Origin of the sequence: Serpens gallinarum (assembly GCF_014836765.1) — a bacterium.
Lineage (GTDB): Bacteria > Pseudomonadota > Gammaproteobacteria > Pseudomonadales > Pseudomonadaceae > Serpens > Serpens gallinarum.
This window is the reverse complement of sequence record NZ_JACSQG010000005.1, coordinates 116611-128166: the sequence shown is the minus strand read 5'-3', so window position 1 is coordinate 128166 and position 11556 is coordinate 116611. Positions and strand designations below refer to the sequence as shown.

At 60.8% G+C, this 11556-nt stretch carries 13 protein-coding genes; 5 read left to right on the top strand and 8 right to left on the bottom strand.

The window, feature by feature from the left end; genetic code table 11:
• Positions 1-93 precede the first annotated feature (93 nt).
• Positions 94-1425 carry a TAXI family TRAP transporter solute-binding subunit gene (locus tag H9642_RS11310; RefSeq protein WP_251836552.1) on the top strand — a complete coding sequence of 444 codons (1332 nt, stop codon included), beginning with the start codon at positions 94-96 and terminating at the stop codon, positions 1423-1425.
• 113 nt (positions 1426-1538) lie between these two features.
• Complete coding sequence (gene yejK / locus H9642_RS11305; protein WP_251836551.1) at positions 1539-2546, top strand: nucleoid-associated protein YejK; 1008 nt, start codon at positions 1539-1541, stop codon at positions 2544-2546.
• A gap of 86 nt (positions 2547-2632) precedes the next feature.
• On the opposite strand, the gene H9642_RS11300 is transcribed toward yejK, so the two are convergent.
• The 5 genes from H9642_RS11300 to H9642_RS11280 form a co-directional block, all read right to left on the bottom strand.
• Positions 2633-2908: a GIY-YIG nuclease family protein gene (locus tag H9642_RS11300; RefSeq protein WP_251836550.1), complete on the bottom strand. Its 276-nt coding sequence runs from the start codon at positions 2906-2908 to the stop codon at positions 2633-2635.
• Positions 2909-2997: 89 nt separating this feature from the next.
• Positions 2998-3765 (bottom strand): amino acid ABC transporter ATP-binding protein, encoded by a 768-nt coding sequence (locus tag H9642_RS11295; protein WP_273535967.1) that lies wholly within the window; start codon positions 3763-3765, stop codon positions 2998-3000.
• 15 nt (positions 3766-3780) lie between these two features.
• On the bottom strand, positions 3781-4878 hold the full coding sequence (locus H9642_RS11290) for an amino acid ABC transporter permease (RefSeq protein ID WP_251836549.1): 1098 nt from the start codon (positions 4876-4878) through the stop codon (positions 3781-3783).
• Positions 4879-4887: 9 nt separating this feature from the next.
• Complete coding sequence (locus H9642_RS11285; RefSeq protein WP_251836548.1) at positions 4888-6063, bottom strand: amino acid ABC transporter permease; 1176 nt, start codon at positions 6061-6063, stop codon at positions 4888-4890.
• Positions 6064-6172: 109 nt separating this feature from the next.
• Complete coding sequence (locus H9642_RS11280) at positions 6173-7201, bottom strand: amino acid ABC transporter substrate-binding protein (RefSeq protein ID WP_251836547.1); 1029 nt, start codon at positions 7199-7201, stop codon at positions 6173-6175.
• A 383-nt stretch (positions 7202-7584) separates the two neighbouring features.
• On the opposite strand from H9642_RS11280, the gene H9642_RS11275 reads away from it, so the two are divergent.
• The 3 genes from H9642_RS11275 (at position 7585) to H9642_RS11265 (ending at position 10214) form a co-directional block, all read left to right on the top strand.
• Positions 7585-8253, top strand: a complete 669-nt coding sequence (locus H9642_RS11275) for an alpha/beta hydrolase (protein WP_251836546.1) — start codon at positions 7585-7587, stop codon at positions 8251-8253.
• A gap of 204 nt (positions 8254-8457) precedes the next feature.
• Entirely contained in the window at positions 8458-9927 is a 1470-nt protein-coding gene (rhlB, locus tag H9642_RS11270) for an ATP-dependent RNA helicase RhlB (protein ID WP_251836545.1), read from the top strand.
• A gap of 122 nt (positions 9928-10049) precedes the next feature.
• Positions 10050-10214 (top strand): hypothetical protein, encoded by a 165-nt coding sequence (locus H9642_RS11265; RefSeq protein WP_251836544.1) that lies wholly within the window; start codon positions 10050-10052, stop codon positions 10212-10214.
• Positions 10215-10268: 54 nt separating this feature from the next.
• Here the strand turns inward: H9642_RS11265 and moaE are convergent, their stop codons facing one another.
• The 3 genes from moaE to moaC are packed head-to-tail and all read right to left on the bottom strand — an operon-like array spanning position 10269 to position 11450.
• Positions 10269-10721, bottom strand: coding sequence for a molybdopterin synthase catalytic subunit MoaE (gene moaE / locus H9642_RS11260; protein WP_251836543.1), 453 nt, complete (start codon positions 10719-10721; stop codon positions 10269-10271).
• A gap of 1 nt (position 10722) precedes the next feature.
• Complete coding sequence (locus H9642_RS11255) at positions 10723-10971, bottom strand: MoaD/ThiS family protein (protein WP_251836542.1); 249 nt, start codon at positions 10969-10971, stop codon at positions 10723-10725.
• The gene (moaC, locus tag H9642_RS11250) at positions 10968-11450 is read right to left on the bottom strand and encodes a cyclic pyranopterin monophosphate synthase MoaC (RefSeq protein ID WP_251836541.1); all 483 of its coding nucleotides are present in this window, start codon (positions 11448-11450) and stop codon (positions 10968-10970) included. The genes H9642_RS11255 and moaC overlap by 4 nt, the downstream gene beginning before the upstream one ends.
• Positions 11451-11556 lie beyond the last annotated feature (106 nt).

Below are 11556 nucleotides of genomic sequence, written 5' to 3'. Positions count from 1 at the left end.
GGAAACCGCGCCAGCTTGGGCGACGCAGCGCTGCCTGGCAACTGCGGGGACTTGCTACCATCAGCGCCTGACATTCTGCCCAAAGGGACTCGCATGCGCCGCATTTTCAACGATCTGAAAATCATGTTGCTGGCCAATCTGTGGATCGTGCCGGTACTGGCCGCGCTGGTCGGTGCACTGTTTTATTTCGTCGCCCCGCCGCCGCCAATGTCCGCGCGGCTGGCCACTGGCGGGCCGAATGGCGGTTACCACGCGTTTGGCGTGAAGCTGCAGACCGAGCTGGCCCGGGAAGGCTTCACCCTGGAACTGGTGCCCAGCGCCGGCTCGCTGGACAACCTGGCTAAACTGCAAGCCGGCGAAGTGGAACTGGCGCTGGTGCAAAGCGGGCAGGAACTTAATCTGGACGCCACAGAGCGCGCCCACCTGTTCGGCCTGGGCGTGATGTACCAGGAGCCGGTCTGGCTGTTCGCCCGCCAGGACGTGGCCTTCAAACGCCTCGCCGACCTTCAGTCGCTGCGCGTGGCCATCGGCTCGGCCGACAGCGGTACGCAGTCGCTGACCCTACCGCTGCTGGAGGTCAACGGGATGGATCCGCGTTCCCTACCGGATAAGTGGCAGCAAATCGGCGGCGGGCGCGCCGCCAAGGCGCTGGCCGACGGCGAGCTGGATGCAGCCTTCTTCATCGGTCCCGCGGAAAACGCGCTGGTCCAGCGCCTGGCCGCCAATCCCGACCTGCAACTGCTTGACCTGCGCCGCAGCGCCGCCTATCAGGCACGCCTGCCCTATCTGGCCCGTGTCGACGTTGGCGAAGGCATGCTCAATCTGGCCCGCAATGTGCCGGCCCATGACATGGACACCATCGCCGCGCTGGCGACTCTGGTGGCCAACGAGAACTTCCATAGCTCGCTGACTCCGCTGCTTCTGGCCGCTGCCCGTGAAGTACTCAAGGACGGCAACCTGCTGGATGCCGCCGGGCAGTTCCCGGCCGTCTCCTCGTCCAACCTGGCCAGCCTCGACGAGGCTGACTACTTCTACCGTAACGGCCTGCCGATCCTGCAGCGCTACCTGCCGTTCCGCATCGCCTCGCTGGCCGACCGCTACATCATTCTCGCCATTCCGCTGCTGGTGCTGCTGTTCCCACTGTTCAAGGTGGTCGGCCCGCTGTACCGCTGGCGTATTCGCTCTCGCATCTATCGCTGGTACAAGCACCTACGGGATATCGATCGTCAGCTGTACCTGGGCAAATTGCAGGATCCGGCCGCAGAAATCGCCCGCCTGGTGCAATTGGAAGACGAACTGGCCAAGGTGGAGGTACCGCTCTCCTACTCCGGCGAGCTGTACGACCTGCATGTGCATGTGCGCTACATGATCAAGCGACTGCTGGCGCAGCAGAAGGTGGAGCGCGGCGTTGCAAAAGTTGCGTAGTGCAGTGATTGGTTTGATGGCCCCACGCGGAGCGCGGGACCATCAAACGCACCCGCCTCTGCTCGCCTCGCTGGCGTAAACTAGCGCCCATTCGTTTTACTGCCGAGACCACCATGCCGATTCGTCATTGCATCGTTCACCTGATCGAGAAGAAACCCGACGGCACGCCCGCCATGCTGCATGCCCGCGATTCCGCATTGGGCGAATCCCAGGCCATGGAGAACCTGCTGGCCGATCTCAACGAGAGTTACAACGCCAAGCAAGGCAAGGCCTGGGGCCTGTTTCACGAGGAGTCCGGCGCCTATCCGTTCAGCGGCTGGCTGAAGGATTACCTGGACGGCAACCGCGACTTCACCGCCTTCAGCCGCGAAGCCGTGGAGCATCTGCAGAAGTTGATGGAGGAGTCCAACCTGTCCACCGGCGGGCATGTGCTGTTCGCGCATTACCAGCAAGGTATGACTGACTACCTGGCCATTGCCCTGTTGCACCACAGCGAAGGTGTGGCGGTGACCGACACGCTGGATGTCACCCCGGCCAAGCACCTGGACCTTGGCCAACTGCACCTGGCGGCGCGGATCAATATTTCCGAGTGGCAGCACAACCAGAACTCCAAGCAGTACATCTCCTTTATCAAGGGCAAGAACGGTAAGAAGGTATCCGAGTACTTCCGCGACTTCATCGGCTGCCAGGAAGGCGTCGATGCGCCGAGCGAAACGCGCACGCTGCTCAAGGCGTTCAGCGATTTTGTCGAGAGTGAGGACCTGCCCGAAGAGCAGGCCCGGGAAAAAACCAGCGCGCTGGTCGGCTATGCCACCAGCCAAGCCAAGCGCGGCGAGCCGATGACTCTAGAGGATCTCTCCGAGGTGATCGACGAAGAACGGCCGCGCGCCTTTTATGACCATATCCGCAACAAGGATTACGGCCTGTCGCCGGAAATTCCGCCGGACAAGCGCACCCTCAATCAGTTTCGCCGCTTCACCGGCCGCGGCGAGGGGCTGTCCATCAGCTTCGAGGCGCACCTGTTAGGGTCCAAGGTCGAATACGACGAGGCCCGCGACATGCTGATCATTCGCCAGCTACCCACGCAACTGAAGGATCAGCTCAAGCGTAATCAGGGATAAGCCGAGTCTTACCAGAGCACGGTTTTTAGGGGCGAAAGCGGTACGTTCGTCGTAGGGCGGCGTGTCCGCCGTGCAGCCAACCAGCTCTATAGGTTGTGAGCGGCTTGCGTAAGCAGCGCTTCTTTAGCGGGTTTCTTCAGCGCCTTGATGGCCCGCTCGCGCTTGAGCGCCGCACTTTTATCGATGCACGCCTCGACATACACCAGCGCCTGCGCGGGGCTGGAATGGAAAAAGCGCGCGCCCTTACCACGTTGGTGCGCGGCGAAGCGCCGTTGCGGATCGTCGCTGATGCCGCAGTACAGGGCATTGTTGGCGGCGCGCACCAGGTAGACGAACCAGGGTTTGGCTTCGGCGTGGGTCATGAGCAAGCAGGCGTTGGAAAGAAGCGCGGAGTTTAACCCAGGCTTTTAGCCGGACGCTTATGGGGCACACCACAAGCGCCCGCACTGGCTTAATGCAGAATCTGGCTCAGAAACAACTTGGTCCGTTCGTTCTGCGGATGATTGAAAAAGGTTTCCGGGTCGGCCTGTTCGACGATCTCACCCTTGTCCATGAAGATCACCCGGTCGGCCACGGTGCGCGCAAAGCCCATTTCGTGGGAGACGCAAAGCATGGTCATGCCGCTTTGAGCCAGGCGGATCATGGTGTCGAGTACCTCCTTGACCATTTCCGGGTCGAGCGCTGAGGTGGGTTCGTCGAACAGCATGATCTTTGGCTTCATGCACAGCGCCCGGGCGATCGCCACGCGCTGCTGCTGGCCGCCGGACAGCTGACCCGGATACTTGTCGGCCTGCTCGGGAATGCGCACCTTCTCCAGGTAATCCATGGCGATTTCCTCGGCCTGGCGCTTGGACAGCTTGCGCACCCACATCGGCGCCAGCGTGCAGTTCTGCAAGACGGTGAGGTGCGGAAACAGGTTGAAGTGCTGGAAGACCATGCCCACTTCGCTGCGAATCGACTCGATTTGCTTGAGATCGCTGGTCAGCTCGACGCCATCAACAATGATCTGCCCCTTCTGGTGCTCTTCCAACCGGTTGATGCAACGGATGGTCGTCGACTTGCCCGAACCGGACGGGCCGCAGATGACTATCCGTTCACCAGCTTTCACCTTCAGGTTGATGTCCTTGAGCACATGAAACTGCCCGTACCATTTGTTCACCTCGATCATCTCGATCATCGGGTGTTCGCTCTGTGCGGGTTGTCTGATTGCTTCAGCCATGAGTGTTCGCTCCCCTTAGTGCTTTAGGCCGGTGTCCAGCTTGCGCTCCAAGTGCATGGAGTAGCGGGACATGGCGAAACAGAAGATCCAGTAAACCGCCGCGGCAAATACATAGCCCTCGGTGGACATGCCGAGCCAGGCCGGGTCGGCGGTGGCGCGCTTGATGCTGTTGAGGAAGTCGAACAGGCCAATGATGATCACCAGACTGGTGTCCTTGAACAGCGCAATGAAGGTGTTGACGATGCCGGGAATCACCAATTTGAGCGCCTGGGGCAGAATCACCAGCAGCATGCTGCGCCAGTAACCGAGCCCCATGGCCGCAGCCGCTTCGTATTGGCCGCGAGGAATCGCTTGCAGGCCACCGCGCACCACTTCGGCGATATAGGCCGCCTCGAAGAAAATCACCATGACCATGGCGCGCATCAGTTTGTCGAGGTTCATGCCTTCAGGCAGGAACAGCGGCAGCATCACCGAGGACATGAACAGCACGGTGATCAGCGGCACGCCGCGCCAGAACTCGATAAAAGTCACGCAGATGACTTTGATCGCCGGCATCTCCGAGCGCCGTCCCAACGCCAGCAGGATGCCCAGCGGCAAGGCACCGGCGATACCTACTGCGGCGATGACGATGGTCAGCATCAAGCCGCCCCATTGGGTGGTCGACACCGTCGAAAGCCCTAGAAAACCACCATGCAGCAGCCAATAGGCCAGCAGCGGATAAATCACCAGATACGCCAGGCCATAGCGCACCTTGTGACGGAAGGCCGGAATAAACAGCGGCGCCGCACCGATGACGGCCAGCCACACGCTGAGATCGACGCGCCAGCGCAGTTCGGCCGGATAGAAGCCGTACATGAACTGACTGAAGCGTTCGCCAATAAACACCCAGCAAGCGCCTTCGCGGGAACAGTCGGCGCGGCTGCTGCCCACCCAGTCGGCCTTGATGAATGCCCATTCGATGATGGGCGGCACGATCAGCCAGATCAGGTACAGGCCGATAAACGTCAGGAGTGTATTGACCCAGTTGGAAAACAGGTTGGCGCGTATCCAGCCGAGCAGGCCCACGCTCATAGCCGGCGCCGGCAAGTCAGGCTTGAAAGTATGTGTAATCATGGCTTTTCCCTACCGTTCGATCAGGGCAATGCGCTTGTTGTACCAGTTCATCAGCATGGAAATGCTCAGGCTGATGGCGAGGTAAACACTCATGGTGATAGCCATGGTTTCGATCGCCTGACCGGTCTGGTTGAGCACTGTTCCAGCGAACAGCGAGACCATGTCCGGGTAGCCGATGGCCGCGGCCAGTGAGGAGTTCTTGGTGAGGTTCAGGTACTGGCTGGTCAGAGGGGGAATGATGACCCGCAGCGCCTGCGGGACGATCACCAGCCGCAAGACCTGGCCGGGCCTGAGACCCAATGAACTGGCTGCTTCGGTCTGGCCGTAGCTGACCGCCTGGATGCCGGCGCGCACGGTCTCGCCAATGAACGCCGCCGTGTAGATCGCCAGCGCCATGACAATGGAGACGAGCTCGGGAATCACTACCCAGCCGCCACGAATATTGAAGCGTTGCAGCTCCGGCACTTCCCAGGTGAACGGCGAGCCCAGCAACAGCCAGCAGGCACCGGGAATCACCAGCAGCAACGCCAGATTGACCCATACCGTGGGGAAACCCTGCCCGGTAGCCAGACGGCGTGCCCGCACCCAGCGGGTGACCAAGGCAATCAAGACCAGCGCCACCACCAAAGCCAGCATGAACGGCCAGTACGCTTCGCTGGCACTGGGCGCCGGCATTTGCACGCCCCGGTTGTTGAGGAAGAAGGTGTCCCACAGGCTTATGCTGTTGCGCGGCCCTGGCAATGGACCGATTACGGCGAAATACCAGAAGAAGATCTGCAGCAGTGGCGGGATGTTGCGGAAAATCTCGATATACACCGTGGCCAGTTGGCGAATCAGCCAGTTGGGCGATAGTCGAGCGATGCCCAGGATAAAACCGAGGATGGTCGCCAAAATGATGCCGATCACACTGACCAGCAGGGTATTGAGCAACCCGACCAGAAACACCCGCCCGTAGGTATCGCTTTCGGTGTAGTCGATGAGGTGCTGGGTAATGCCGAAACCGGCACTGTTATTGAGAAAGCCGAAACCTGATGTGATGCCACGATGTTCGAGGTTCGTCAGCGTGTTATTGAACAGGAACCAGCCAAACGCCACGACGGCGATGACAGCCAGTATCTGGAAGGCCCAAGCGCGCACCTGCGGATCGGTGAGCAGCGAACGCCGGGGCTTGACGGCAACTGTCATAGGAACCCTCTCGAAAGTCCCCCGCGCTCAAGCCTGAGCACACCGACGCCGGGCGGGAGACCTCATTATGTGGACATCGCCACCGCCCGCAGGGGCGGTGGCGTGGTGGTTAGCGCACGGGCGGTGCGTACTGCAGGCCACCGTTATTCCACAAGGCATTGAGGCCGCGTTCAATCTTCAGCTCACTACCCTTGCCAACGTTGCGCTCGAAGATTTCAGCGTAATTGCCCACTTGCTTGATGATCTGCACGGCCCAATCCTTGGGCAGTTTCAGGTCCTTGCCGTACTCACCTTCAGCCCCTAGCAGACGGGCAATATCCGGGTTCTTGGTTGATTTGGCGGTCGCCTCGACATTCTTCGAGTCGATGCCCAACTCCTCGGCGTTGAGCATGGCAAACAGGCTCCAGCGCACGATGTCGAACCATTCCTCATCGCCCTGGCGCACGGCCGGGCCGAGTGGTTCCTTGGAGATCACTTCCGGCAGCACGACGTATTCGTCCGGTGCGGCCAGCTTGATGCGCTGGGCATACAACTGCGACTGGTCCGAGGTCAGCACGTCACAACGGCCGGACTCCAGCGATTTGGCGCTTTCATCGGAGGTGTCGTAGGTGATCGGCGTGTATTTGAGGCTGTTGCTGCGAAAGTAGTCGGACAGGTTCAGTTCGGTGGTGGTGCCGGCCTGTACACAGACCGTGGCGCCATCCAGTTCCTTGGCGCTTGAGACCCCGAGTTTTTTGTTAATCAGAAAGCCCTGGCCGTCGTAGTAGGTCACCCCGGTGAAGTTCAGGCCCATGGCCGAGTCCCGCGAACTGGTCCAGGTGGTGTTGCGCGACAGCACGTCGATCTCGCCAGACTGCAGTGCGGTGAAGCGCTCCTTGGCGGTCAGTGGGCTGAACTTGACCTTGCTGGCATCGCCGAAAACCGCTGCAGCGATGGCATGACAGACGTCGACGTCGATACCCAGGTATTTACCCTTGGCATCGGCATAGGAGAAGCCCGGCAGCCCGTCACTGATGCCGCATTGCACGAAGCCCTTGCTCTTCACTGCATCCAGCGTCGCACCGGCATGGGCCAGGCCGCCGAGACCCAACAGCGATGCAGTGGTCAACAGCGCCAGAGTGGATTTCACCATTTTCATTCGGAACCTCCAGTTGCTTTTTTTGTGTTGGAGTGTCGGCATACATTCCCGGGGATGTTCGCTACTGCCGGTACATAAACAACGAACCCGTGCAGGCCTGAAAAGCAGTCTAGTTGGCGATATCGTCAGCGCCCAACATCCATATCCCCATTGATGACGTCATGAGCATCCACGAATAATCACCCCTTTAAGCAGAGCAACCCGGCTGCCGAGCCACCGATGAACAAGAGCAATAGGCATACCAAGTCGTCGAGGCATGCCATCCAGCCCTTGCCCGGCGTATCCTTGCACTACCAACGCGCCACGATCCGGCCCGTTAGATGCCTTCCGATCCCTCGCTTGCTCGCCCATAAACGGGGCGCGCGCACCGACCTGGAGCCACCATGAGCGAACCGCTGATACTCTCTCCCCGCCAAACGGCCGATGCCTGTGTGATCTGGCTGCATGGCCTGGGTGCTGACCGTTTCGACTTTCAGCCGGTGGCCGATGCCCTGCAGCAGCGGTTGCCCTCCACCCGTTTTGTGCTGCCCCAGGCGCCGACTCGGCCGGTGACAGTCAACAGCGGCTGGGAAATGCCCAGTTGGTACGACATCCTCAGCATGGGAGCGTCGGCGCGCACCATTAACAAGGCGCAGTTGGAAGAGTCCGCGCATACCGTGATCCGGCTGATCGAGGCCCAGCGCGATGGAGGTATGGATCCCTCGCGCATTTTTCTCGCCGGTTTTTCTCAAGGTGGCGCGGTGGTGTTGCATACAGCCTTTTTGCGCTGGCAAGGTCCTCTCGGCGGCGTGCTGGCGTTGTCCACCTATGGGCCCACGTTCACCCCGGAATTGCAGCTCGATGCGCACAAACGTCAGATTCCGGTGTTCAGCCTGCATGGCAATCGCGATGAAGTGGTGCCCTATGCACTGGGTCGCGCCGCCCATGATTTCCTGGCAGCCCAGGACGTGCCGGTCAGTTGGCAGGAATATCCCATGGGTCATGAAGTCTGCCTGGCGGAAATCGAAGCCATCGGCAATTGGCTGGAGGCTCAACTGTCCCCCGGCGAATGAGGCCTTGATATCGGAGCACCGCGATTAACCCCGAGCACCGCCTGCCTGGCGGACGGTTAGCACCTATCCAAAGCCCGTGATCGCCCTCGCAAACACCGGCACAACCCGCGATTGGCCCTGAACACCGGGGCCTGCCCCTTCGCCGGGCGAGCTTCTTGCTTTACACTGCCAGCGTTCATTCCTTAATCAATTGTCGAGACCACCGTGCTCAAAGCACTCAAGAAAATATTCAGTAAAGGTGAAGAGCCCGCAGTCAGCGTCGCCCCGACCACCCCGCACACTCCCGCCTCGGCGTCCCCGACGAGTCGAGCCCGCAGCAGCACCGGCAAATCGCCGCGAAACACCACCGCTGCCGCCAACAAGAAACCGGCCGCTGCACGTGAGCAAGCGCCTGCTCAGGAACCTGCCAAACCCGCCAAGCCGCGCCGCGAACGCATCCCGCGCAAGCCGGTGGTGGATACCTGGAAACTCGAGGATTTCGTCGTCGAGCCGGCGGAAGGCAAAACCCGTTTCCATGACTTCAAGCTCTCCCCCGAGCTGATGCATGCGATCCATGATCTGGGCTTCCCCTACTGCACACCAATCCAGGCCAAAGTCCTGGGTTTCACCCTTAATGGCCAGGACGCCATCGGCAAGGCCCAAACCGGCACCGGCAAGACAGCCGCGTTCCTGATCTCCACGATCACCCAGTTGCTGCAGACGCCGCCGCCCAAAGAGCGCTACATGGGCGAGCCACGCGCGCTGATCATCGCGCCGACCCGCGAGTTGGTGGTGCAGATCGCCAACGACGCTGCGGACCTGACCAAGTACACCGGTCTCAACGTGATGAGCTTCGTCGGCGGCATGGACTTCGACAAGCAGCTCAAGCTGCTGGAAAGCCGCTACTGCGACATCCTGGTTGCCACCCCGGGACGCCTGCTGGACTTCAACCAGCGCGGCGAGGTCCACCTGGACATGGTCGAAGTGCTGGTACTGGACGAGGCCGATCGCATGCTCGACATGGGCTTCATCCCCCAGGTACGGCAGATCATTCGCCAGACGCCGCCAAAATCCGAACGCCAGACCCTGCTGTTCTCGGCGACCTTCACTGAAGACGTGTTGAACCTTGCCAAGCAATGGACCGTCGATCCGGTAACCGTCGAGATCGAACCCGAGCAGGTGGCCAGCGATACTGTTGAGCAGCATGTTTATGCCGTAGCCGGCAGCGACAAGTACAAGCTGCTCTATAACCTGATCACCCAGAACGACTGGTCGCGGGTCATGGTCTTTGCCAACCGCAAGGATGAAGTGCGTCGCATCGAGGAACGCCTGACCCGCGACGGCATCAGCGCCGTGCAAATGTCCGGCGACGTGCCGCAGCACAAGCGCATTAGGGCGCTGGAAGGCTTTCGCGAAGGCGAGATCCGCGTCATGGTCGCCACCGACGTGGCCGGTCGCGGCATCCATGTCGACGGCATCAGCCACGTGATCAACTTCACCTTGCCGGAAGACCCGGACGATTACGTGCACCGCATCGGCCGTACCGGCCGCGCTGGCGCCAGCGGCACCTCGATCAGCTTCGCTGGCGAAGACGACGCCTTCGCCCTGCCGCCCATCGAGGAGCTGATCGGGCGCAAGATCCATTGCGAAACACCACCGGCCGAACTGCTCAAACCGGTACCGCGCAAGCATTGAGGTGACTGGCAACTGGGTCAGAGGGCTCGTATTATCGGGACCATCTGATCCAGGTCAGGGCACGCGGGGCATACCGACGATACAGTAGCTACCTACCCTCGGTTCACATGGAGAACACACCCATGGAAAGCATGTATTGGATGTTGCTACTTCTCTTCGTGGGCTTTTTGCTGTTGGGCTTCGGCTTCAATTACCGCAACCATAACGGGGGAATTGGCCTGATGGGCCTGGGCATTATCAGTGTGCTCTCTACCGTCCTGTACAAGTTGCACCTCATCCTCAATTGAATCACCCCAGGCATTTGTGCAGGAGCCCGCTAGCTGGCGCTGCTTTGTGTCGGGTTACGGTTTCCAGCGCCCCGCTGCTTCCTGGTCACTGTCGCGCCCCTCGACCCAGCGCTGTCCTTCGGCCGTGTCTTCGCGCTTCCAGAACGGCGCGCGGGTCTTCAGGTAATCCATGATGAAATCGCAGGACTCGAACGCCGCCTGGCGGTGAGCGCTGGCTGTGCCGACGAAGACGATCGGTTCGCCCGGCTGCAAGGCGCCGACGCGATGGACGATTTCCACCTTGAGCAACGGCCAACGGGCCTCGGCCTCGACGACAATCTTGGCCAGGGCCTTTTCGGTCATGCCGGGATAATGCTCGAGAAACATCCCTGCCACGTCCTGACCATCATTGAAATCCCGCATGTAGCCGACGAACCCCACCACCGCACCAATCCCGGTGTGGTCGGCGTGTAGGGCGTTGAGCTCCGCGCCGCCATCGAAGGCCTCTTTCTGCACGCGAACAGCCATCTCAGCCTCCGGTAACCGTTGGGAAGAAGGCGACCTCATCGCCATCGTGCAAGGCCTCGTCCAGGCCGCATAACTCTTGATTGCGCGCGCACATCAGGTTTTGCTCGGCCAACACCTGCCAGGCATCACCGCGTTGCAGCAGGTGATCGCGTAGCGCGCCCAGGCTAACGAAATCCGCCTGCCAGTCCAGTTGCTCGCCATCCCGGCCCAGCGCCTCTCGATAGCGGGCGAAATACTGCACACGAATCATGTCGGCTCTCCTTCACGCTGGTAATGCCCGCTTTTGCCGCCCAATTTCTCTAGCAGGCGCACGCTTTCAATGGTCATGTCGCGGTCCACGGCCTTGCACATGTCATAGATGGTCAACGCGGCGATGCTTGCCGCGGTCAGCGCTTCCATTTCCACACCGGTCTGCCCGGCCAGCTTGCAACGCGCCTCGATGTGCACGCAGTCCTCGCCTTCGGCACGCAGCTCCACCTTGACGCCGGTTAGTAGCAACGGGTGGCACAAAGGAATCAGCTCATGGGTTTTCTTTGCCGCCTGAATACCGGCGATACGTGCCACGGCGAACACATCGCCCTTGGGGTGGCCGCCTTGCTGAATCAGCGCCAGCGTCTGCGGCAGCATGCGCACCCGCGCCTCGGCCACCGCCTCGCGAAACGTCACCGCCTTGTCGGTGACATCCACCATATGGGCTCGGCCTTGGGAATCGAGATGGGTAAGGGACATGGCAACCACTCCTGAGCAAGTGCTGGCCATTCTAGACGCAAGCGCGCACTCATCCCATGAGCCTCGTCAAGTCGGCTGCAGGGAGGCCGGGCCGCAGCTCGCCCTC

Coding starts and splice junctions, on each gene's coding strand:
- H9642_RS11290 (WP_251836549.1), bottom strand. CDS start 4,878: ATGATTACACATACTTTCAAGCCTGACTTGCCGGCGCCGGCTATGAGC.
- H9642_RS11280 (WP_251836547.1), bottom strand. CDS start 7,201: ATGAAAATGGTGAAATCCACTCTGGCGCTGTTGACCACTGCATCGCTG.
- H9642_RS11295 (WP_273535967.1), bottom strand. CDS start 3,765: ATGGCTGAAGCAATCAGACAACCCGCACAGAGCGAACACCCGATGATC.
- H9642_RS11310 (WP_251836552.1), top strand. CDS start 94: ATGCGCCGCATTTTCAACGATCTGAAAATCATGTTGCTGGCCAATCTG.
- H9642_RS11300 (WP_251836550.1), bottom strand. CDS start 2,908: ATGACCCACGCCGAAGCCAAACCCTGGTTCGTCTACCTGGTGCGCGCC.
- moaE (WP_251836543.1), bottom strand. CDS start 10,721: ATGGCTGTTCGCGTGCAGAAAGAGGCCTTCGATGGCGGCGCGGAGCTC.
- moaC (WP_251836541.1), bottom strand. CDS start 11,450: ATGTCCCTTACCCATCTCGATTCCCAAGGCCGAGCCCATATGGTGGAT.
- H9642_RS11285 (WP_251836548.1), bottom strand. CDS start 6,063: ATGACAGTTGCCGTCAAGCCCCGGCGTTCGCTGCTCACCGATCCGCAG.
- H9642_RS11255 (WP_251836542.1), bottom strand. CDS start 10,971: ATGATTCGTGTGCAGTATTTCGCCCGCTATCGAGAGGCGCTGGGCCGG.
- H9642_RS11275 (WP_251836546.1), top strand. CDS start 7,585: ATGAGCGAACCGCTGATACTCTCTCCCCGCCAAACGGCCGATGCCTGT.
- yejK (WP_251836551.1), top strand. CDS start 1,539: ATGCCGATTCGTCATTGCATCGTTCACCTGATCGAGAAGAAACCCGAC.
- H9642_RS11265 (WP_251836544.1), top strand. CDS start 10,050: ATGGAAAGCATGTATTGGATGTTGCTACTTCTCTTCGTGGGCTTTTTG.